Origin of the sequence: Clavibacter michiganensis (assembly GCF_021216655.1) — a bacterium.
GTDB classification, from domain to species: Bacteria; Actinomycetota; Actinomycetes; order Actinomycetales; family Microbacteriaceae; genus Clavibacter; species Clavibacter michiganensis.
Genome location: NZ_CP080437.1, coordinates 1,705,876 through 1,728,392, shown reverse-complemented (window position 1 = coordinate 1,728,392; position 22,517 = coordinate 1,705,876). Strand labels below are relative to the sequence as shown.

16 protein-coding genes are annotated in these 22,517 nt (G+C 72.3%); 9 read left to right on the top strand and 7 right to left on the bottom strand.

The window, feature by feature from the left end:
- Window positions 1–82 precede the first annotated feature (82 nt).
- On the bottom strand, window positions 83–1,294 hold the full coding sequence (locus tag K0V08_RS08000) for an MFS transporter (protein WP_012039119.1): 1,212 nt from the start codon (window positions 1,292–1,294) through the stop codon (window positions 83–85).
- A gap of 376 nt (window positions 1,295–1,670) precedes the next feature.
- Between K0V08_RS08000 and K0V08_RS07995 the strand changes: the two genes are divergently transcribed.
- The 6 genes from K0V08_RS07995 to K0V08_RS07970 all read left to right on the top strand — a co-directional run bounded on the left by K0V08_RS07995 (window position 1,671) and on the right by K0V08_RS07970 (window position 9,480).
- Window positions 1,671–4,175 carry a ribonucleoside-diphosphate reductase subunit alpha gene (locus tag K0V08_RS07995; RefSeq protein ID WP_012039118.1) on the top strand — a complete coding sequence of 835 codons (2,505 nt, stop codon included), beginning with the start codon at window positions 1,671–1,673 and terminating at the stop codon, window positions 4,173–4,175.
- Window positions 4,176–4,346: 171 nt separating this feature from the next.
- On the top strand, window positions 4,347–5,342 hold the full coding sequence (locus K0V08_RS07990) for a ribonucleotide-diphosphate reductase subunit beta (protein ID WP_012039117.1): 996 nt from the start codon (window positions 4,347–4,349) through the stop codon (window positions 5,340–5,342).
- A gap of 134 nt (window positions 5,343–5,476) precedes the next feature.
- Window positions 5,477–6,010 carry a GNAT family N-acetyltransferase gene (locus tag K0V08_RS07985; RefSeq protein WP_012039116.1) on the top strand — a complete coding sequence of 178 codons (534 nt, stop codon included), beginning with the start codon at window positions 5,477–5,479 and terminating at the stop codon, window positions 6,008–6,010.
- 28 nt (window positions 6,011–6,038) lie between these two features.
- Entirely contained in the window at window positions 6,039–6,887 is an 849-nt protein-coding gene (locus K0V08_RS07980; protein WP_079534842.1) for a sulfurtransferase, read from the top strand.
- A 1,028-nt stretch (window positions 6,888–7,915) separates the two neighbouring features.
- Window positions 7,916–8,515, top strand: a complete 600-nt coding sequence (locus K0V08_RS07975; RefSeq protein ID WP_012039114.1) for a hypothetical protein — start codon at window positions 7,916–7,918, stop codon at window positions 8,513–8,515.
- Window positions 8,512–9,480 (top strand): hypothetical protein, encoded by a 969-nt coding sequence (locus K0V08_RS07970; protein ID WP_012039113.1) that lies wholly within the window; start codon window positions 8,512–8,514, stop codon window positions 9,478–9,480. Before K0V08_RS07975 ends, K0V08_RS07970 begins: the two co-directional genes overlap by 4 nt.
- A gap of 42 nt (window positions 9,481–9,522) precedes the next feature.
- Here K0V08_RS07970 and K0V08_RS16065 read toward each other — a convergent pair whose 3' ends face one another.
- The 6 genes from K0V08_RS16065 to hrpA all read right to left on the bottom strand — a co-directional run bounded on the left by K0V08_RS16065 (window position 9,523) and on the right by hrpA (window position 18,723).
- Window positions 9,523–10,968 carry an ABC transporter ATP-binding protein gene (locus K0V08_RS16065; RefSeq protein WP_079534840.1) on the bottom strand — a complete coding sequence of 482 codons (1,446 nt, stop codon included), beginning with the start codon at window positions 10,966–10,968 and terminating at the stop codon, window positions 9,523–9,525.
- Complete coding sequence (locus tag K0V08_RS07955; protein ID WP_079534838.1) at window positions 10,965–11,789, bottom strand: ABC transporter permease subunit; 825 nt, start codon at window positions 11,787–11,789, stop codon at window positions 10,965–10,967. The genes K0V08_RS16065 and K0V08_RS07955 overlap by 4 nt, the downstream gene beginning before the upstream one ends.
- Entirely contained in the window at window positions 11,786–12,760 is a 975-nt protein-coding gene (locus K0V08_RS07950) for an ABC transporter permease (protein WP_079534836.1), read from the bottom strand. Before K0V08_RS07950 ends, K0V08_RS07955 begins: the two co-directional genes overlap by 4 nt.
- A complete protein-coding gene (locus K0V08_RS07945; protein ID WP_079534834.1) occupies window positions 12,757–14,295 on the bottom strand; it encodes an ABC transporter substrate-binding protein in 1,539 nt (512 codons plus the stop codon). Before K0V08_RS07945 ends, K0V08_RS07950 begins: the two co-directional genes overlap by 4 nt.
- A gap of 136 nt (window positions 14,296–14,431) precedes the next feature.
- Window positions 14,432–14,872, bottom strand: coding sequence for an AAA family ATPase (locus K0V08_RS07940; RefSeq protein ID WP_079534833.1), 441 nt, complete (start codon window positions 14,870–14,872; stop codon window positions 14,432–14,434).
- 32 nt (window positions 14,873–14,904) lie between these two features.
- A complete protein-coding gene (gene hrpA, locus K0V08_RS07935; RefSeq protein WP_079534831.1) occupies window positions 14,905–18,723 on the bottom strand; it encodes an ATP-dependent RNA helicase HrpA in 3,819 nt (1,272 codons plus the stop codon).
- A gap of 140 nt (window positions 18,724–18,863) precedes the next feature.
- On the opposite strand from hrpA, the gene K0V08_RS07930 reads away from it, so the two are divergent.
- From K0V08_RS07930 to K0V08_RS07920, 3 genes are read left to right on the top strand one after another with little or no spacing between them, the layout of a single operon-like run.
- Window positions 18,864–20,450, top strand: a complete 1,587-nt coding sequence (locus K0V08_RS07930; RefSeq protein ID WP_012039107.1) for a long-chain-fatty-acid--CoA ligase — start codon at window positions 18,864–18,866, stop codon at window positions 20,448–20,450.
- The gene (locus K0V08_RS07925; protein ID WP_079534829.1) at window positions 20,447–21,289 is read left to right on the top strand and encodes an aldo/keto reductase; all 843 of its coding nucleotides are present in this window, start codon (window positions 20,447–20,449) and stop codon (window positions 21,287–21,289) included. Before K0V08_RS07930 ends, K0V08_RS07925 begins: the two co-directional genes overlap by 4 nt.
- Window positions 21,290–21,336: 47 nt before the next feature.
- Window positions 21,337–22,503 (top strand): magnesium and cobalt transport protein CorA, encoded by a 1,167-nt coding sequence (locus K0V08_RS07920; RefSeq protein WP_079534827.1) that lies wholly within the window; start codon window positions 21,337–21,339, stop codon window positions 22,501–22,503.
- Window positions 22,504–22,517 lie beyond the last annotated feature (14 nt).

Below are 22,517 nucleotides of genomic sequence, written 5' to 3'. Positions count from 1 at the left end.
CCAGCGGGAGGAGTCGTTTTTCCGCGGGAGCGGAGACTCTGGGGCGCGGATGCGGCGGGGTGCCCGAGGCGTGGCCCGACCGTCAGGTCATGACCGGGACGGGCTCCGTGTCCGGGATGGGGCCGGCGTCGCGGCCGCGGAGGTCCGGGCTGTGCCGGTGGAAGACGGCGGCGATGGCCGTGCCGGCCGCGAGCAGCGCCGCCGCGACGACGAACGCGCCCTGCGCCCCCTGCGCGTCGATGACGAAGCCGGCCGCGGCGGATCCGAGCGCGGCGCCGATGAGCTGCCCGGTGCCGACCCAGCCGTAGGCCTCCGCGGTGTCGCTGAAGCGCACCGACGACGAGACCACGGCGAACAGCACGGCCAGCGCCGGCGCGATTCCGACGCCCGCCAGGAAGAGGAAGACGGAGAGCCAGGCGAACTGCATCCACACGGCGGCCAGGGCGGTGCCGACCAGGATGATCGTGAGCCGCCGGGCCATCGCCCACGGGCTGATCGGGATGTGCCCGAGCGAGAGGCCGCCGATGAGCGAGCCGACCGCGAAGATCGCGAGCACGAAGCCGGCCTCCGGTCCGCCGTGCCCGTACACCGCCACGACGCCGGCCTCGATGGCGGAGCACGCCGCGATGAGGAGGAACCCGACCACGGTGCTGAGGAGCACGGGCGGCCGCCCGAGGACCACGCCGAACCGGCGCTTGCTGCGCGGGATGCGGACCCGGCCGAGCTCGGGGGAGGAGATGAACCACGCGCCGCCGCCGACGAGGAAGGCTGCCGCCACGAGGATCCCGGCGCTCGTGTCCACCTGGATCGCGAGGAACGTCGCGATGACGGGCCCGAGCACCCAGATGATCTCCTGCGCCGACGCGTCGAGGGAGAACAGGGGCGTGAGCTGCTTGGAGTTGACCATCTTGGGGTAGATGGTGCGGACGGCCGGCTGCACCGGCGGGTTGGCGAGACCCGCGACGAGGCCGAGCACCATGAACACGGGGACGGACGTGCTCTCGTCGCCGAGCGCCACCGCGACGACGGCGACCGTGCAGACGACCGACGTGAGGATGAGCACCGGTCGCATGCCCCACACGCCCATCCAGCGGCTCGTGAGCGGCCCGGCGACGGCCTGGCCGATGCTCGTCGCCGCGAGCACGAGGCCGGCCGCGCCGTACGACTCGTGGATCCGCTCGACGTGCATGAGGAACGCCAGCGAGAGCATGCCGCCCGGGAAGCGCGCCACGAGCTGGGCGGCGATGATCCGGCCCACGCCGCGGGTCTTGAGGAGGCTTCCGTACGTGCTCACGAGGGTCAGATCCTACCGGCCGGGAGGCCTCCTCCCGCAGCCCCGGGCGCCACCGGACAGCGATGTCGGCGGCGCTCCGTAGCCTGTGGAACCTGTGGACAAGTCCGCGGAGTTGTCCACACCTGTGGACGACACGCCCACTACATATGGGGTTGGGCTCGGCCGGGTGCCCGCATATATAGTGATGGGACGGCGGGCAACCCCCATCGTCCTGGCTCCGCGGAGCAGGGCGGACGAGGGCTCGCCGAGTATTTCCCCTGGTGAGGACCAGGGCTGGTGAGGCGCAGGCGACGGGCACGTCCCGCACCGCGTCACCGCCGACCGCAGGACAGTCCGCCGCCGATCAGCGCGGACGATGAAGACGACGAGGAGCAGAGTGTCCATCACCGTAGTGAAGCGCGACGGCACGCGGGAGCCGTACGACGCGAACCGCATCAACCTGGCCATCGAGGACGCGACGCAGGGCCTCGACGAGAACATCGGCTGGGTCACGCAGATCGCGTCCGAGCTGGAGATCACCCTCTTCGACGGGATCACCACGCAGCAGCTGGATGAGGCCGTCATCCAGGTCGCGCTCCAGAACGTGAAGGACGACCCGGCGTTCGACACCGTCGCCGCGCGCCTCCTCCTCAAGACCATCTACAAGCGCGTCCTCGGCGACTACTCGTCGCCCGAGGAGCTCAAGCGCCTCCACGCGGAGCACTTCGCCCGCAACATCCAGCGCGGCGTCGACGAGATGCTCCTCGACTCCCGCCTCGTGCAGCTGTTCGACCTGGAGCGCCTCGCCCAGGCCCTCGAGCCCGCGCACGACGAGCTGCTCAAGTACATCGGCGTCGTCACGCTGAACAACCGCTACGGCATCAAGGGCCGCAACGGCGACGCCCTCGAGGTGCCCCAGTACTTCTGGATGCGCATCGCGATGGGCCTCACGCTCAACGAGCAGAACCCGACCGAGACCGCCATCGCCTTCTACGAGAAGATGTCGAAGCTCGAGTACCTCGCGGCCGGCTCCACCCTCGTCAACGCGGGCACCATCTACCCGCAGCTCGCGAACTGCTTCGTCATGGAGATGCAGGACGACATCGAGCACATCGCGAAGACCACGCGCGACGTCATGTGGCTCACCAAGGGCACGGGCGGCATCGGCCTCTCCGTCTCCAAGCTGCGCGCGCAGGGCTCGCCCATCCGCTCGAACAACACCACCTCCACGGGCCCGATCCCGTTCATGCACACCATCGACTCGGTGCTCCGCGCCGTCAGCCGCGGCGGCAAGAAGTTCGGCGCCCTGTGCTTCTATATGGAGAACTGGCACCTCGACTTCCCCGAGTTCCTCGACCTGCGCCAGAACTCGGGCGACCCGTACCGCCGCACCCGCACCGCCAACACGGCCGTGTGGATCAGCGACGAGTTCATGAAGCGCGTGCAGAACGACGACGACTGGTTCCTCTTCGACCCGCTGGAGGTCTCCGACCTCAACGAGCTCTACGGCAAGGCATTCTCGGAGCGCTACGCGTTCTACGTCGCCGAGGCCGAGGCCGGTCGCATCCGCATGTTCAAGCGCATCAAGGCGCGCGAGCAGTTCAAGTCGATCCTCATCTCCCTCCAGACCACCAGCCACCCGTGGCTGACCTGGAAGGACACGATCAACAACCGCGCCCTGAACAACAACACGGGCACGATCCACCTCTCGAACCTCTGCACCGAGATCACGCTGCCGCAGGACGAGGACAACGTCTCCGTCTGCAACCTGGCGTCGATCAACCTGTCGCAGCACTTCGCCGACGGCAAGGTCGACTTCGCGAAGATCGAGCAGAGCGCGCGCCTCGCGGTGCGCCAGCTCGACAACCTCATCGACATCACGCGCTCCAGCGTGAAGGAGGCGGACTTCTCCAACCAGCAGAACCGCGCGGTGGGCCTCGGCGTCATGGGCTTCACCGACATCGTCGAGAAGCTCGGCTACTCCTACGAGTCGGAGGAGTCGTACGACCTGATCGACGAGATCATGGAGCACGTCTCCTACGCGGCCATCGACGAGTCGGCCGATCTCGCGAAGGAGCGCGGCGCGTACCCGAACTTCGAGGGCTCGCGCTGGTCGGAGGGCCTCGTGCCGCTCGACTCGATCGCGCTCATGGAGGCCGACCGCGGCGTGCCCGTCAAGGTCAACCGCACCACGCGCCTCGACTGGGACGCGCTGCGCGCCAAGGTCAAGGGCGGCATGCGCAACGCGACGCTCATGGCGATCGCGCCCACCGCGTCCATCGGCCTCGTCGCGGGCACCACGCCCGGCCTCGACCCGCAGTTCTCGCAGATCTTCAGCCGCTCCACCTCCTCGGGCAAGTTCCTCGAGGTCAACCGGAACCTCGTGAAGGACCTGCAGGAGCTCGGCATCTGGGAGACCGTGCGCGAGAACATCCTGCGCAGCCAGGGCGACATCCAGAACATCGCCGCCATCCCGGATCACGTCAAGGCCACGTACCGCACGAGCTTCCAGCTCTCGCCGTACGCGTTCCTCGAGGTCGCGGCGCGCGCGCAGAAGTGGATCGACCAGGCCATCAGCCGCAACATGTACCTCGAGACGCGCGACCTCGGCGACATGATGGACATCTACTTCGCCGGCTGGGAGCGCGGGGTCAAGACCACGTACTACCTGCACATGAAGCCGCGTCACACGGCCGAGCAGTCGACCGTGAAGGTCGACAAGTCGCAGGACGCCGACGGCACGAAGCGCAAGGGCTTCGGCGGATTCGGCGGCGGCGCACCCGCGGCCGTCCCCGCGTCGGCCGCTCCCGCATCCACGGCGACCGCGGAGGCCCCGGCCCCGCAGTCCGCTCCCGCGCCCCGCAAGGGCTTCGGCTTCGGCGGAGTGGGAGGTGCACGCTGATGAACGACGACACGTTCGGCGACTACGTCGTCCCCATGGACCCCATGGACGAGCTCCAGTGCGACTCCTGCCAGTAGGCAGGACCGCAGCAGCGGGCCGCGCAGCCATCGCGGTGCGGCCCGCCCCCTCACGAACCACGAGCTAGAACCACAAAGGGAAGAAGAGTCACCAATGTCGAAGATCCTCGGCACGGGAATCCAGGAGGGCCTCCTCCTCAAGCCCGTCAACTACCAGTGGGCCATGGACCTGTACGACCAGGCCGTCGCCAACACGTGGTTCCCCAACGAGATCCAGCTCGGCGAGGACATCGCGGACTTCAAGAAGATGACGGACGAGGAGCGCCACGCGATCACGTTCCTCATGAGCTACTTCAACCCGAACGAGCTCCTGGTGAACAAGGCGCTCGCGTTCGGCGTCTACCCCTACATCAACGCGCCGGAGTGCCACCTCTACCTGGCGAAGCAGATGTGGGAGGAGGCGAACCACTGCATGTCGTTCGAGTACGTCCTGGAGACGTTCCCGATCGACCGCGAGGCCGCGTACAACTCCCACGTCGACATCCCGTCGATGGCGCGCAAGGAGGAGTTCGAGGTCAAGTTCATCAAGCGCATGACCGAGCAGACCCTCGACATCACCACCACCGAGGGCAAGAAGGACTTCGTCCGGAATCTCGTCGCGTACAACGTGATCCTCGAGGGCATCTGGTTCTACTCGGGCTTCATGGTGTCGCTGTCGTTCCGCCAGCGGAACCTGCTGCGCAACTTCGGCTCGCTCATGGACTGGATCGTGCGCGACGAGTCGCTGCACCTGAAGTTCGGGATCAACCTCATCCTCACGGTGCTCGAGGAGAACCCCGACCTGCAGACGGAGGAGTTCGCCGCCGAGATCAAGCAGATGATCCTCGACGCCGTCGAGATGGAGGAGCAGTACAACCGCGACCTCCTGCCCAACGGGATCCTCGGGCTCAACGCGAACTACATCAACCAGTACGTGAAGTACCTGGCCGACCGCCGCCTGGAGGAGCTCGGCTTCGAGGCCGAGTACAAGGTCTCGAACCCGGCGAAGTGGATGGCCACGGCGAACGACACGCTGCAGCTCGTCAACTTCTTCGAGTCGACCAACACGTCGTACGAGTCGAACGCGTCGGCCACCGTCGGCGCCAAGTAGGACAGAGCGACTCGTCGCGGGAGACCGCGGCACCGCACCATCGACGCCGCCCGCGCCGCGCATCCACCCGGATGCCGGTGCGGGCGTCGTCGTGCCCGCACCGGCATCCGGTCGGGCCCGGAGGAAGAGGGAGCATGACCGAGCAGGAGACCGGGGCTCCGCACGTCGCACGCGACGGACGGGCGTACCGCACCGAGGTGGTCGGCTGGGATGACGCGCGCGGGGCACGGATCCGCGCGGCCATGGAGGCCGAGATGGACGTGCGCTACGAGGGGCGTCACGCCGACGACCCCGACTGGCCCGCCAAGGCCGCGGTCGCGTTCGCGTTCGACCCGGCCGACGTCGAGGCCGTCGTGCTGCTCGTCCTCGACGGCGACGACCGGGACGCGGCGGCGCACGGCGTCATCCGGCACCTCGGCGACGAGCTCGAGCTGAAGAAGGTGGTCGTGGATCCGGCGCACCGCGGAACGGGCCTCGCCCGCGTGCTCATGGCGGAGCTGGAGCGCGTGGCCCGGGAGCGCGGCGCGCGTCGGCTGATCCTGCAGACGGGCGACCGGCAGCCCGACGCCATCCAGCTCTACGCGACCGCGGGCTGGCTGCCCATCGACGTGTACCCGCCGTACATCCCGGTCACGAACTCGGTCTGCTTCCAGAAGCCGCTGGGCTGATCGCGGACGACGCTGCGAGCATGGGGTGATGGAGATCCTCATCACCCCCGCGGAGCTCGACCACGCCCTCCGCACCCGCGACGACGTGCGCGTGCTCGACGTGCGCTGGTCGCTCGGCGGCCCTCCCGGTCGGCCGCTGCACGAGGCCGGGCACATCCCTGGCGCCGTGTACGCGGACCTCGACACGGAGCTCGCGGGGCACGGCGCGCCCGAGGACGGGCGGCACCCGCTGCCCGCGACGGCCGACCTCCAGCGCGCGGCGCGCGGCTGGGGGATCCGGCAGGGCGACACGGTCGTCGTTCACGACGGCGGCGGCAACACGGCGGCCGCGCGCGCATGGTGGCTGCTGCGCGATGCGGGGCTCCCGGACGTGCGGATCCTCGACGGCGCGCTGCCCGCCTGGGTCGCGGCGGGCCTGCCGCTGGCCACGGGATCCACCGTGCCGGAGCCCGGCGACGTGACGCTCACGCGCGGCGCGCTGCCGTCCCTCGACGAGGACGCCGCCGCGGGGATCGCGCGCTCCGGGACGCTCGTCGACGCGCGCGCGGGGGAGCGGTACCGCGGCGAGGTCGAGCCGGTGGATCCGCGCGCCGGGCACATCCCCGGCGCCGTGAGCGCGCCGACCACCGGGAACCTCGACGCGGACGGCGCGTTCCTGCCGGCCGACGCGTTGCGGGCGCGCTTCGCGGCCCTCGGCATCCGACCGGGCGACGTGGTGGGCGTCTACTGCGGCTCGGGCGTCACGGCCGCGCACGAGATCGCGGCGCTCGCCATCGCCGGGATCGACTCGGCGCTGTACCCGGGCTCGTGGTCGGCGTGGGCGAACCGGCTGGAGCGTCCCGTGGCGACGGGTGCGGAGCCGGGTGCGGGCCGATGAGCGGGTCGCGATGATCCGCCGGTGGAGCCGGGGACCATCGTCCGTGACGGCACCGGGAATCCTGCGTCATTCACGCGGAATCCTTCTCGCGATCGCCTCTCCCGGGTCGTGCGCGGGTCGGGAGATCCGACGCGCGGGCAGGTACCGGTTCACGGACGCGCGTCTCACGGAGAGCGTCGAGCGCATTCTGCGTCGATCGCGCGAGGGCGCCCACGCGTCTTCTCGAACGTGCGCCTGGGCTGCTGCCGAGGTGGATTCGAGATGGGTGCGCGTCGTCTTCTCCTGCATCCGCGGCCCGGAGCGGCGTGCCCCCGTTCCGGGGTCGTCACCGTGGCTGATCGGCTTCTTTCCTCACCTCCCCTTCGCTCGCCTCGCGCACGAGAGCCAGCAGGAGGCAGGTTCAGCGGTGAATCCGGTCGTGACCATCTGCGCCTCTTCGCGCGCCTAGCACGATCTGATTCCGCGCATCACCCGTTGACCGCGGAATATGGATCGCCTACAGTGGGCGAATGCGTGATCACGGCGATTCGTGATCACGACGATTCACGTGATGCGCCATTCGTCTGCCGGTAGCGCGTGATCATTCGGGGGGATGATGAAGGAATCGACGGCGGAATCTGAGGCTGGGGCCGCTGGCCCCCATTCGCGATGCGGCACGCGCGACATCCTCCCTCCAGATGGAGCAGAGGCCGTGCTGAGCGTCGTCGGTCTCCGGGACGGCACCGCGCCCCCGGCGCCGCCCTCGACGACGACCGGCTCCCCGCATCCGACCTCGTGCCCTGTGCATCGCCCGCCGTGGCGCTCGATGCGGCGCTGTCCGACTCCTCCGGGCCAGGGGGCCAGGACGCCTCCCTGCTGCTCCGTCGGGTCCCGCGCGGATGCGCGTGCCAGGGACCGGCGCGCCACCCGCGTGCTCACCGTCCCCGTGTCGCTGTCGGCCCTCCCGCCGACCGTGATCGATCCACCCACCCGCACCCAGGAGGTACGACCGTGATCGATCCACCCACCCGCACCCAGGAGGTACGACCGTGATCGTCGCCATCATCATCGCCTGCGAGATCGGCTTCTGGCTCATCCTCGCGGCCGGGCTCGGGGCCAGGTACGTGCTGCGTCAGCGCGTCCTCGGCGCCGTGCTCCTCGCCTGCGTGCCCGTGGTCGACCTGGTCCTGTTGGTCGCCGCGACGATCGACCTGCGCGACGGGGCGACGGCCAACTGGACGCACGGCCTGGCCGCCGCGTACCTCGGACTGTCCATCGTGTTCGGGCACTCCATGGTCCGGTGGCTCGACGCGCGCTTCGCGTACCGCTTCGCCGGCGGGGAGAAGCCGACGCCGCCTCCCCGCACCGGCCGCGCACGGACCCGCCGGGAGTGGAAGGCGTGGGCGATGACGGTGGTCTCGTGGGTGATCTCGTGCGGCCTCCTCGTCGCGGCCATCGCCTACGTCGGCGACCCCCCGCGGACCACCGCCCTGGAGGAGTGGATCTCCCGGCTGACCATGATCCTGGCCATCCTCACCATCTTCCCGATCGGGTGGACCATCTGGCCGGGCCCGGAGCCCGACGAGGCGAAGACGACGGGACACGACGTCGTCGACGCCCGCCAGGACGAGGGGACGGCGGCCCGATGAGCAAGCAGAGCAGGGCGGCCTCCCGGGCCGCGCGGACGCCTGTCCTCGACCTGACCCGCATCGGCATCGGGGCGGATCCGGCCGAACCCACGTCGCCGCCGGCGAGCTGGAGCGGCATCCGCGCCTCGGCCCACACGATCGTGAAGGCGAACCGCGCCTGGCAGGCGATCGAGCACTTCCCGATCGGCCTCGGCGTCGGACGGCTGGACCTCAGCCGCCTGCGGGCGGTCGGCCTGGTCGTCGCGTCGTCCGTGTACGCCTGGGACGAGGCCGCCGAGGACGACCAGGCGGCCCTCCGCGACACCGCGCACACCCCGTACGCGCACGTGCTCATCGGCCTGCTCCAGGATCTGGGCGTCGACACCCCGGCGAACCGGTCGGAGATCGCGGGCATCGAGCGCCTCTTCGAGCTCGAGCTCGCGGCGGCGAAGGGGGAGGGCGACCCCGTCGCCGTCTGGAAGGAGCTCTCCCGGTTCCGCTCCGCCGACATCCGTCTCCAGCTGCGCATCCAGCTCGACCTCCTGGGACGGGACCAGCACGCGCTCGTGGACTGCCTCCGCCCCGTGCTGGAGGTCCTCGAGGTCGTGGACGACCTGCAGTCGGTCGAGGAGGACCGTCGGAGCGGCTCGTTCAACACGTACCTGTTCCTCCGCAGGCGCCTCGGAGGGGAGGAGACCCAGGCCGAGCTGGACCGGTTCGCACGCGCGTGCACGCGCGACTTCCGACAGCTGGCCAGCCGGCTCGGCGAGGACGACCAGCGACAGCTGGCGATCACGCTCCTGCGGCCCCGGACCGTCGCCCAGTACGCGGTCATCCGCCGGCTCGCCCGCCTTCCCCTCCCGCTGCTCCGCGCGATGCTGTCGCGCGAGGTCCTCGAGCCGCTGTCGGCGCCCTTCGGGTTGTTCTGGTCCCAGCCCGCGTTCCAGGAGGACCGGGACCGGAGTCCCCTCGCCGTCGTGCCGTGACGTGGCGACGGGCACGGAGCCGGGCGGCGACCGAGGACGTCGTCAGGCGAGACGGCCGGCGTCCAGCGTGAGCACCCGGTGGGCGCGATCGGCCGCTGCCGGGCTGTGCGTGATGAGCAGGATCGCGACGCCCGTGCGCGTCCGCGCCTCGTCGAGGGCGTCGAGCACCATCCGCTCCGCGGTGGCGTCGAGGGACGCGGTGACCTCGTCGCACACCAGCAGGGTCGGTGCGGAGGCCATCGCCCGGGCGATCGCCACGCGCTGGCGTTGACCGCCGCTCAGCTGGTGCGGCCGGCGCTCGAGGAGGCGCGGGTCCAGCCCGAAGCGTGCGAGCAGCTCGGCGGGATCGGCGGAGGTGGAGCCCTGGCGGCCAGCTGCGCGGCCCGCGCGGACGAGGGCCGTGCGCACCGTCTCGCCCGGGTGCAGCGCGGCGCGGGAGTCCTGGAGGACCGGGATCACGAGCGGCTTCTCGGATCGGGTGCGGTCGTCGCCCGCCCACGGGACGCGGGCCCCCGCCACGTCGAGCGTGCCCGCCTCCGGCACGAGGAGGCCGGCGATCGCCCGGCCGACGCTCGTCTTCCCGGATCCGGATCGGCCGCGGAGCGCGAGCATCGCCCCGGGCGGGATGGCGAAGGAGGCCTCCTCGACCACCCGGTGCGCGCCGAACCGGATGCGGAGGCCGGACACGTCGACGGCGGGAGCGGACGCGGTGGGCAGGGCGGGAGCCGTGCGCGCCCCGGCGGTCGCCGGCCCGCGGGCGTCCGGGGAGGGCGCGGCGTCCGGCGGGGAGACGGATCCCCGCACGCCGTCGCGCAGGGTGATGACGCGTCCGCCGGTCCGCGCGAGCACATGGGGATCGTGGCTGGCGATGACGACGGTCGGGAGCCACGGGAGGCGGGTGACGTGACGCGCGACGAGGCCGGTCGTCTCGGCGTCCAGCGCGCTCGTGGGCTCGTCGAGGAGGACCACCGCGGGCCGGGCGGCGAGGAGCGCCGCGAGGATCACGCGCTGCGCCTGGCCGCCCGAGAGCTCGGATCCGCGACGGCGCAGCAGCGCGGGGTCGAGGTGCGCGTCGCGCGCGGCGTCGAGGGCGAGCCGGCCGAGGTCCGCGCGATCGGCGGACCGGCGGGCCGCCTCGCGGACGTGGTGGAGCGCGGTGCGCGCGGGGTCGAGGGCGCTCGCCGGATCCTGCGGCATGTGCCCCACGACGCGTCCGCGGAGGAGGCGGCGGCCGGCCGGGGTGAGGGGATCCACGCCGTGGACGCGGACGGTCCCCGCCGAGATCGAGGTCCCGGGGGAGAGGTGCCCGAGGAGCGCGTGAAGGAGGGTCGACTTCCCGCTGCCTGACGGCCCGGACAGGCCGACGACCTCGCCGGGCGCGATGCGGAGGTCGATCCCGCGGAGGAGCGCCGCGCCTGTGCCGCTCGCGCCGCTCGCGCCGGTCCCGCCCTGGATGGTGAGGCCGCTCACCTCGACGGCGGGGATCACCGGCCCGCCCCGCGCCGCCGGCCGGACGCGTCCACCGCCAGCGTGACGCCGAGCGCGACCACCACCAGGAGCCCCGCCGGCACCAGGGTCGCGAGCACGTTCGCGCGGATCCCGACCACGTCCTCCCGGACCATGCGCCCCCAATCCGCCGCGGGCGCGCTCGCGCCGATCCCGAGGAATCCGGCGGCCGCGGCGAGCTGGAGCGCGGCGATGAAGCGGAGGCCCGCGTCCGCCAGGGCCACCGACCGGATCCCGGGGAGGATGTCGTGCCGCAGCCTGCTGCCGATCCCGTCGCCCCGCGCTCGGGCGAGGACGACGTGGTCGGCCGCCGCGACGATGCGCGTCTGCTGCCGGATGACGCGCACGGAGAAGGGGGCGCTCACGAGGGCGATGGCGGCGACGATCGCCGCGGGCTCACCCGGAGCGCCCGCGGCGAGGACCAGCAGGACCAGCAGCGCGGGCAGGGCGGCGACGGCGTCGACGACGCGCACGGCCCCGTCGGCCACGCGGGACGGGCGGAGCCCCGACCAGATCCCGAGCGCGAGCCCCGCGACGCTCGCGGCCACGGTCGCGGCGACGGCCTCGAGCACGAGTCCCCGCCCGCCCGCCGCGACGCGCGCGAGCAGGTCGCGCCCGAGCAGCTCCGTGCCGAGCGGATGCGCGGCATCCGGCCCTGCGAACGGCCGGCCGACGACCTCGTCCGGCGACCCGAGCGGCAGCAGCGGCCCGAGGAGGGCGGCGGCGACGACGCTCGCGGCGAGGATCAGGGCGAGCGTCCGGGCGCCGCCCCTGGCGCGGGATCCGGCGGGCGCGTCGCTCATCCGCGCACCGTCTCCGCGCCCCGGCGGCGTCGGAGGAGGGCCGCGCCGACGTCGCCCGCCAGCAGGATCGCGAGGGCCGTGCCGCCGAGCACGAGGGCGACCGCCTGCACCATCGGCACGTCCCGCGCGGACACCGCGTGCGCGAGCTCCAGGCCGATGCCCGGGACCCCGAACAGCGTCTCGACGACGATCCCACCGCCGAGCAGCCCCGCAGCCACCAGCGCGAGCGACTGCAGCGCCGGAGCAGCCGCGTTCGGCAGCACGTGCACGAGCGCGAGGCGCGGACCGCGGATCCCGTGCAGCCGCGCGTGCTCGATGAACGGCGCGCGCATCACGTCGACGACGGCCGCGCGCAGCATCCGCGCGGCCGGGCCCGCGCCGGCGAGGGCGAGCGTCGCGACCGGCAGCAGGAGCACCTCCGGATGCTGCCACGCGGCGTCGCCCAGCGGCAGGAGCGCGACGGCCGGGAGCACCGGCACGAGCGAGGTGAGGAGCACGAGGAGCGCGGTGGCGACGAGGAAGTCCGGGGTCGCCATCATGACCACCGTCAGGGTGGTGACCAGTCGGTCGGCCGCGCTGCCCTCGCGCATGCCGGACGCGAGGCCGAGGCCGGTGGCGGCCACGGCGATCACCGCGACCGCGAGGGCCGTGATCGTCAGCGTGTCGGCCAGGCGCTCGGCGAGGACCGGCGCGATCTCGCGGCCGGAGACGAGCGAGCGGCCGAGGTCGCCGTGCAGCGCGCCGGCGGCCCAGGTCAGGTACCTCTCCGCCACCGGGCGGTCGAGGCCCAGGTCCGTCCGCAGGGCGGCGCGCTCCGCGGCCGTCGCGCCGGTGCCCGCGAGCGCGCCGGAGGCATCCCCCGGGAGCGCGGCCGCGCTCAGGAACACGACGACCGAGAGAGCCAGCAGGGTCAGCAGCGCTGCGGCGCACCGGCCGGCGATCCAGACCGCGAGCGGTGGCCCGGCCCTCACCCTGCGGAGGCCCGGGTGACGGTCGCCCGCGACAGGTCGGGGAACTGCAGCTCGCGCACGCCGCTCACGCCGTCGGACTGCGCGCTGATCGACGGCACGAACACCGGCGCGATCGTGTAGCCCTTCGCCCACAGGATCTGCTGCGCCTCGTGCGACGCGGCGAGCCGGGCCTCCGGGGTGACCGCGCTGCGCGCCTGGGCGACGAGGGCGTCCGCCTCGGGCAGGGCTCCGGGCACGTGGTTCGGCTCGAAGAGCGCCGGCGGCGTGTACCCGGCCGCGAACGGCAGCTTCTGGTACGCCGCGTAGTCGGCGTAGAGCTGGCCCGCGGGCAGCTCGGCGAGGGTCGCGTCGACGCCGATCGCGCGGAGGTCCTGCACGATCAGCGTCGCGGTCTCGACCATGCCGGGCAGCTCGGGGCCCGCCGTGAGCGTCACGGCCATGCCGCTCTGGCCGGCCTCCGCGAGCAGCGCCCTCGCCTTGTCCGGGTCGTGCTCGCGCACGGGCAGGGTCGTGTCGTAGCTCGGGAAGCCGAGCCCCGGGACGTCGTCGCCCGCGAACGCATGGCCGAAGTAGACGGTGTCGACGATCTGCTGGCGGTCGATCGCCAGCTTGAACGCCTCCCGCACGCGCTCGTCGGCGAAGGGGGCGAAGGCCGGGTTCATCACGAACTGCAGCGAGGAGGCGTACGGCAGCTCGCTCGTGGAGACGGTGATCCCGGACGCGCCCGTGAGCTCCTGCGCCTGCGCGGGGGCGAGTCCGCTCGCGTAGTCGACCTGGCCCTGGCGCAGCGCGTCCTCGCGGGCGGTCTGGTCGGAGATGGACAGCAGCTCGATGGAGTCGAGGGTCGGTCCGGTGCCGAGGGCGTTCCCGTAGAACGTCGCATTCCGGGTGAGGACCGTGCTCCGCCCCGGCTCGAACCCGCTGATGGTGAACGGCCCCGAGGACGGCGTCGACTCGGTGAACTCCGTGGTGCCGTCCTTGATGGCGAGCATGCTCTGGCAGATGAGCTGGCGCCCGTCGGCGACCGGATGGCGCGTCGGGAGCGTGACCGTGAGGTCGTCGACGGCCGTGGCGGCGTCGACGTCGAGGTCGCGCGCGACGATCTGCGTGAAGGGCAGGCCGTGCAGCAGCCCGGGAGCGCGGAGCGAGTAGATGACGTCGGCCGCGGTGAGCGTGGATCCGTCGGTGAACGGCACGTCGGGCCGCACGTGCAGCGTGTAGGAGGAGAGGTCGGGGCTCACGTCGATGGAGGAGAGGGCGCCGTAGGCGACGCCGTCCGCCGCCGACGCGTCGATCTCGCAGAAGGGCGCGTGGACCAGCCGTGCGCGCACGTAGTCCAGCGCGGTCGGGCCGACCAGGTAGTCGAGCGTCTCTGCCGCGCCGCCGCCGGGGAAGGCCGCGCGGAGCGTGCCGCCGGACGCGGCGGCGTCGGCGGACGACGCGGAGGACGGCGCGCAACCGGCCGCTCCGGCCGTGATCGCGAGGGCGAGCAGCGCCGCGACGATCGCGGGATGCCTCCTGGGGAGCGTGGTCATGGGATCCTCCGTGCAGCTGCGTGGGGATCCGCGCGGTGGCACGGATCGAGATGCAGGCTAGCGGCTTATCGAGAACCATTCTCATGAAACTGCACACCCTCACCCGCGCGTCATGGGCCCGGGGCTCCGCCGCGGATCAGCCCGGCAGCCGCTCCAGCTCGTCGGCCAAGTCCGCGATCGCGCGCCGGCCGTCGAGCTCGACGTCGGCGGATCGGCGGAGCAGCGGCTCCACCTCCCGCGTGCGCCGGCGGATCTCCTCGCGCTCGGCGGGGTCCTTCCCGTAGTCGTTCCCGGTGCGCGCGGCGACGCGCGCGAGCAGGACGTCGAGGGGTGCGCTGAGCAGCACGACGTGCGCGAAGCGATCGCGGAACGCGCCCTGGTCCTCGACGGTGCCGGAGACGATGATGCGCGGCTCGCGGTCGAGGAGGCGGGCCATCCGGGGCTCGTCCCATCGGCCGTCCGGCAGGGTCCAGCCGTCGAGGTCGGTGTCGAGCGTGCGGTGCCCTCGCCGGGCGAGCTCGGCGAGGAGCGTCGACTTCCCGGCGCCGGACATGCCCGTGACCGGGATCCGCGCCATGCGCCGACGGTACCGGCGGCGCGGCCCGCGCCTCAGCCCGCGAGCACCTTGCGGATCCGCTGCAGCGACACCGGCTCGGCCGTCGGCAGGTGCTGGGCGAAGAGGCTGAGGCGCAGCTCCTCGAGCATCCAGCGGGCGTGCGCGAGCGACTCGGGCGCGTGCGGCGCGGACGGGATGACGCCGCCGGCCTCGCGGTAGAGGTCGGTGGCCTTCAGCACCTCGGTCATCCACGCGCGGTCGCGCGCGGGCTGGTCGGGCAGGCGCTGCACACGGTGGGTGAGTCCGGACAGGTAGGCAGGCAGGCGCTGGAGCCGGGCGAGACCGGTGGCCGAGACGAAGCCCGGGTGCACGAGGCCGTCGAGCTGCTCGCGCGCGTCGGTGAGCGCGCCGATCAGCTGCATGCTCGTGGCCTGCTTGATCGCGCGCTCGGCGTCGCGCGCGCCGGTGAGGATCCGGTTCACGAGCGCCACCGTGTCGAACATCGAGTCCATGACGACGCCGGAGACGCGGTCGCGCGCGGTCTCGAAGAGCTCCTTGGAGTAGATCGCGCCGCCGGGGGCCACGCGCTCGAGCACCTGGTCGATGGCGGCCAGCAGGCAGTCGTCGAAGAGGGCCTGCACGTTCGGGTACGGGCTCGTCGCGAGCATGAGCTTCTCCTGGCTCGTGAGGTGCTGCTTCACGTATGCCGAGGGGTTCGCGATGGCGAGCACGAGCAGGCGCCGCACGCCGCCGGGCATGGCGCGGGCCTGGTCCTCTGCGGTCGCCATGAGGCGGATCGCGACGGTGGATCCCTCGTCGACGAGCGCCGGGTAGGCGCGGATGACGTGCCGGCTGTCGCCCGTGCCGCCCTGCGCGGTGTCGACGAAGCGCGGCAGCTCGTCGAGGTCCCACGTGGTGAGGCCCGTGCGCTCCATGCCGCGGGGCGCGCCGCCTGATGCGCCGGCGACGCGCTCGACGGGCCGCGCGGTGGCCCGGGCGACGCTGTCGCGGGCGCGGCTGGACAGGCGCGCCTGCAGCTCGGTGAGGTCGCGGCCGGCGGCGACCTCGCGGCCGCGCTCGTCGACCACGCGGAACGCCATGCGGAGGTGGGCGGGGATCCGGTCGAGGTCGAAGTCGTCGTCGGCGACGCGCACGTGAGCCTTCCGCATGATGAGGCCCGCGATCGTGGTCGTGAACGCGACCGGGTGCTGCGGATCCGGCTCGGGCAGCCCCTCGAGGAGCCGGTCGGCCCAGTCGGCGGCGGGCACCACGTTCTTGCGCAGCGCCTTCGGGAGGGCCTTGATCATGGCGGTGACGAGATCGCGCCGCATGCCGGGCACCTGCCAGTCGAAGCCGGCGGGGCTGAGGCGCGCGAGCAGCGCGAGCGGCACCTGCACGGTCACGCCGTCGTCGGGCGCACCCGGCTCGAAGCGGTAGGTGAGCGAGAGGCGCTGGTCGCCCTGCTGCCAGGTGGGCGGGAACGCGGCCTCGTCGACGTCCACCGCGTCCTCCGCGAGGAGCTCCTCGGCGGTCATGGTGAGGAGCTCGGGCGTCTCCTGGCGCTGCTTCTTCCACCACCCCTCGAAGGCGCGCGTGGAGGCGACGTCGCGCGGGATCCGCTTGTCGTAGAACTCGAAGACGGCCTCGTCGTCGTTGAGGATGTCGCGGCGGCGCGTGCGCTCCTCCACCTCGGCGAGCTCCTCGCGGAGCTTCCGGTTGGCGCGGTCGAACGCCTGCTGCGACTCCCAGTCGCCCTCGACGAGCGCGTGCCGGATGAAGAGCTCGCGCGCGTACGCGGGGTCGATGCGCGAGAACTGCACGCGGCGCTTGAGCACGATGGGGACGCCGTAGAGCGTCACGCGCTCCCATGCCACGGTCGCGCCCTGCTTCTTCTCCCAGTGCGGCTCGCTGTGGGTGCGCTTGACGAGCCCGCCCGCGATGGGCTCGGCCCACGCCGGGTCGATGGCCGCGTTGGTGCGCGCGAACAGGCGGCTGGTCTCGACGAGCTCGGCGCTCATGATCGCGTCGGGCTGCTTCTTCGCGAGCGCGGATCCGGGGAACACCACGAACCGGGACTGGCGCGCGCCCACGTAGTCCTTCTTCTGCGCGTCCTTCAACCCGATGTGGGAGAGGAGGCCCGCGAGCAGCGACCTGTGGATCCCGTCCGGGTCGGCCTTGGGCTCGTTCATCTGCAGGTCGAGCGGGCGCGCGAGCTGCCGCAGCTGCCGGAAGACGTCCTTCCACTCGCGCACGCGCACGTAGTTGAGGAACTCGGCCTTGCACATGCGGCGGAACGCGCTCGAGGAGAGCTCGGCCTCCTTCTCCTCCAGGTGGTTCCAGAGGTTGAGGAGGGTGATGAAGTCGCTCGCGGGATCCACGAACCGCGCGTGCTGCTGGTCGGCCTGCGGGCGCTTCTCGAGGGGCCGCTCGCGCACGTCCTGGATGGTGAGGCCGGCCACGATGATCATGACCTCGCGGCTCACGCCGTGCTTGCGCGACTCGACGACCATGCGCGCGAACCGCGGGTCGATCGGCAGGCGCGAGAGGTCGCGGCCCACCTTCGTGAGCGCGGGCGTCCCGTCGGGGGAGCGGATGACCGCGCCCAGCTCCGTGAGCAGGTCGACGCCGTCCTTGATGCCGCGCGAGTCCGGCGGCTGCAGGAACGGGAACGCGGCGATGTCGCCGAGGCCGAGCGACACCATCTGCAGGATCACGGCCGCGAGGTTCGTGCGCAGGATCTCCGGCTCGGTGAACTCGGGCCGGCGGGCGAAGTCCTCCTCGGAGTACAGGCGGATCGCGATGCCGTCGCTCGTGCGGCCGGAGCGGCCCGAGCGCTGGTTCGCCGACGCCTGCGAGATCGCCTCGATGGGGAGGCGCTGCACCTTGGAGCGCACGGAGTAGCGCGAGATGCGGGCGGTGCCGGCGTCGATCACGTACTTGATGCCGGGCACCGTGAGGCTCGTCTCGGCGACGTTGGTGGCGAGCACGATGCGGCGGCGCACGCCCGCCTGCGTCGACGGCTGGAAGACGCGGTGCTGGTCGGCGGACGAGAGCCGGCCGTAGAGCGGCAGCACCTCGGTGTGCGGGAGGTTCCGGCTCCGGATCGCGTCCTCGGCGTCGCGGATCTCGTTCTCGCCGCTGAGGAACACGAGCACGTCGCCCGAGGACTCGGCCGCCAGCTCGTCGAGCGCGGCGTTGATCCCCTCGAGGAAGTCGCGATCGTCGGCCGGGCGCTCCAGCGGCGCGTCGGCGAGGTCGTCGTCCTCGCCCGCGACGGCGGCCTCGGCGACGAGCGGGCGGTAGCGGATCTCCACGGGGTACGTGCGCCCGGACACCTCGACGATGGGGGCGTCGCCGAAGTGCTTCGAGAAGCTCTGCGGGTCGATGGTGGCCGACGTGATGATGAGCTTGAGGTCGGGCCGGCGCGGCAGCAGCTGCTTGAGGTAGCCGAGCAGGAAGTCGATGTTGAGGCTGCGCTCGTGGGCCTCGTCGATGATGATCGTGTCGTACTTGCGGAGCAGCCGGTCGCGCTGCAGCTCGTTGAGCAGGATCCCGTCGGTCATGAGCTTGATGCGGGTGTCGGCCGAGACCTTGTCGGTGAAGCGCACCTGGTAGCCGACGAGCTGGCCGACCTCGCCGCCGAGCTCCTCCGCGATGCGCTCCGAGATGGTGCGTGCCGCGAGCCGGCGCGGCTGCGTGTGGCCGATGCTCTCGCGGCCGAGCTCGAGGCAGATCTTCGGCAGCTGCGTGGTCTTGCCGGATCCGGTCGCGCCCGCGACGATGACGACCTGGTTGTCGCGGATGGCGTCGGCGATCTCGTCGCGCATCCGGCTGACGGGGAGCTCGGGCGGGTACGCGATGCTGATTTCCATGCTGGTGTGAGTCTATCCGCGGGCCGTCGAGCACCCCGTGGGCGGACGCTGGTGGCTATCGTCGTGAGGGAGGCGCCGGACCGCTGGGCGCACGGGCGGCATCCGTCGTCCGAGTCGACGACGACCGACGGGATCCGCCCATGACCTCCGACACGCCCCTCCAGCCCGAGCACGAGCAGCCCCACGGCGGGTTCGCCTCCGTCTCGGTCGCCGCGATCCTCGCCGAGTCCGCCGAGCGGCACGCCGACCGGGTCGCCGTGGTCGTCGGCGACGTCTCCACCACCTACCGCGAGCTCTGGGACGAGACGCGCGCCTACGCGGGCGCCCTCCGCGACCGCGGGGTGGGCGAGGGCACGCGCGTCGCGATGCTCATCCCGAACGTCGCCGACTTCCCGCGCGTCTACTACGCGGTGCTCGCGCTCGGCGGCGTGGTCGTGCCCGTGCACGCGCTGCTGAAGAGCGAGGAGATCGCGTACGTGCTGCGCGACTCCGGATCCGCGCTCCTGGTCTGCGCCGGCCCGCTGCTCGAGCAGGGCGCGAAGGGCGCGGCGCTCGCCGACGTGCCGGTCATCAGCGTGCTCGTGCCGGCCTCCACCGAGGGAGGGCCCGACCGGCTCGAGGAGCTCGCGCAGGCCGCGACGCCCATCCGCACCTACGTGCCGCGTCGGCCGTCGGACACCGCGACGATCCTCTACACCTCCGGCACCACCGGCCAGCCGAAGGGCGCGGAGGGCAGCCACCTCGCGCTCGTGATGCAGGTCGACGTGCTCATCCTCGACACCTTCGACCTGCGCGCCGGCGATCGGATCCTCGGCTGCCTGCCCCTGTTCCACACCTTCGGCCAGACCTGCACCATGAACGCGTCGTTCCGGGCGGGCGCCACGATCGTGATGGTGCCGCGCTTCGACGGCGACACCGCGCTCGCGCTCATGGTCGAGCACGAGACCCAGGTGTTCATGGGCGTGCCCACCATGTACTTCGCGCTGCTCGCGGCCGCCGCCCGGAACCCCGCGCGCCCGGTCCTCCGCTACGCCATCTCGGGCGGCGCCGCGATCCCCGTCGCCGTCATCGACGCGTTCCGCGAGCAGTTCGACGCCGAGATCCACGAGGGCTACGGCCTCACCGAGACCTCGCCTGTCGCGTCGTTCAACCACGTCGGCGTACCGGCCCGGCCCGGTACGGTCGGGAAGCCGATCTGGGGCGTGCAGATCGAGATCGCCGACCCCGAGCACGAGGACCGCGTGGAGCTCGTCGAGCGCGGCACGCTCGGCGAGATCGTGATCCGCGGCCACAACCTCATGAACGGCTACCTGCACCGCCCCGAGGACACGGCCCGCGCGGTCGTCGACGGCTGGTTCCGCTCGGGCGACCTCGGCACCATCGACGAGGACGGCTACATCCGCGTGGTCGACCGGACGAAGGACATGATCCTGCGCAACGGCTACAACGTGTACCCGCGCGAGGTCGAGGAGGTGCTCGCCCGGCACGAGGCCGTCGCGCAGTGCGCCGTGTTCGGCGTGCCGCACGAGGAGCACGGGCAGGAGATCGTCGCGGCGATCGTGCCGAAGGCGGACGCCACCGTCGACGCGGCGGAGGTCGTCGCGTACATGAAGGAGCGCATCGCCTCCTACAAGTACCCGCGGCGGGTCGAGGTGGTCGAGGCGCTGCCGCTCGGGCCGAGCGGCAAGATCCTGAAGCGGACGCTCGTCGAGCGGTTCGGCGCGTGAGCGGCGGGGTCCTCCGCGCCTCCATCCCGTCGGTCGCGATGGGCGACGGCGTCCCGATCCCGCAGTTCGGCGTGGGCACGTACAAGGTGTCGGACGGAGACGCCGAGCGGATCGTCACCGAGGCGCTCGAGGTCGGCTACCGGCACATCGACACCGCGGCCATGTACGGCAACGAGGAGGGCGTCGGGCGGGCGATCCGCGCGTCCGGCATCCCGCGCGACGAGCTCTTCGTCACCACCAAGGTCTGGAACGACGACCACGGTCGCGAGCGGGCGACGGAGGCGGTGCGCCGGAGCCTCGACCGGCTCGGCCTCCCCGCGGTCGACCTGATCCTCATCCACTGGCCCGCCGCCGCGCGCGGCCTCTACGTCGAGACGTGGGAGGCGCTCGCCGCGGCGCGCGAGGAGGGGCTCACCCGCTCCATCGGCGTCTCCAACTTCCTCGTGCCGCACCTCGAGGCGCTGGATGCGGCCGGGCTGCCCGCGCCCGCGGTCGACCAGATAGAGCTGCACCCGCGCCACCAGCAGCGCGCGACGACCGAGCACCTCGCCGAGCACGGCATCGCGGTGCAGGCGTGGAGCCCGCTCGCGCGCGGCGCGGTCGCCGACGCGCCCGTCGTGCGCGACGCCGCCCGCGCGCACGACCGCACGGACGCGCAGGTCGTGCTCCGCTGGCACGTGCAGCGCGGCACGATCGTCTTCCCGAAGACCACGCGGCGCGAGCGGCTGGTCGAGAACGCCGACGTGTTCGACTTCGCGCTGACCGACGACGAGATGGCGGGGATCACCGCGCTCGAGGCCGTCGGACGCGTGGGCAGCCACCCCGACCAGGTGGTCTGACCGGGTCGCTCCCCACCGGCACGGACGCGTCACCTCCGCCGGGTACCGTGTCCGTCATGTCCCAGCACCGCATCCGCACGCGCCTCAAGTCCGTGGTCTCCCGGGGCGTCGCGCCCCTCGGCGGGCATGCGGGCGGCGCGTCGCGGGCGCGGGCCGAGCGGGAGGATCCGGCGGAGCGGTCGGGCGCGCGCCGCCCGAGCCTCGTCGACAACGGCGTCTACGTCGACGGCTGCCGCGTCGCCTCGCCCGCCACGCTCGCCGACACGTTCCGCGAGCTCGACGAGCGGCCCGAGGCGATGGCGTGGATCGGCCTCTACCGGCCCACGGTCGAGGAGCTGCAGGCGCTCGCCGAGGAGTTCGACCTGCACGAGCTCGCGGTGGAGGACGCGGTGCAGGCCCACCAGCGCCCCAAGACCGAGCGTTACAGCTCCACGCTCTTCACGGTGCTGCGCGCGGCCCGCTACGTGGACGACCGCGAGGAGGTGGAGTTCGGCGAGCTGCACGTGTTCCTCGGCCGCAACTTCGTGATCACCGTCCGGCACGCCGAGTCGCCCGACCTCTCCGCCATCCGCACGCGCATGCAGGAGCGGCCCGAGCTGCTCTCGCACGGCCCCCAGTCGGTGCTCTACGCGATCCTCGACGCCGTCGTCGACGGGTACGCGCCCGTCGTCACGGGCCTCGCCAACGACATCGACGAGATCGAGGACCAGGTGTTCGACGGGGATCCCGCCGTGTCCCGCCGCATCTACGAGCTCTCCCGCGAGGTCATCGACTTCCAGCGCGCGGTGCGCCCGCTCGGCGGCATGCTGCAGCAGCTGCAGGCGGGATCCGGCAAGTACGAGGTCAGCGAGGACCTGCAGCAGGCGCTCCGCGACGTGGCCGACCACGTCATCGTCGTGAACGAGCGCGTGGAGGAGTTCCGCGTGCTGCTGCGCGACATCCTCACCGTGAACTCGACGCTCGTCGGGCAGCGCCAGAACGAGGAGATGCGCGAGCTCAGCGAGTCGAGCAACCGGCAGAGCGTGGAGACCCGCAAGATCTCCGGCTGGGCGGCCATCCTCTTCGCGCCCACGCTCGTCTCGAGCGTCTACGGCATGAACTTCGACATCATGCCGGAGCTGCACTGGGACTGGGGCTACCCCTTCTCCCTCGTGCTGATGCTCGGCGTGAGCGGCGTGCTCTACGGCATCTTCCGCAAGCGCGACTGGATCTGACGCCGGGGTCGGCG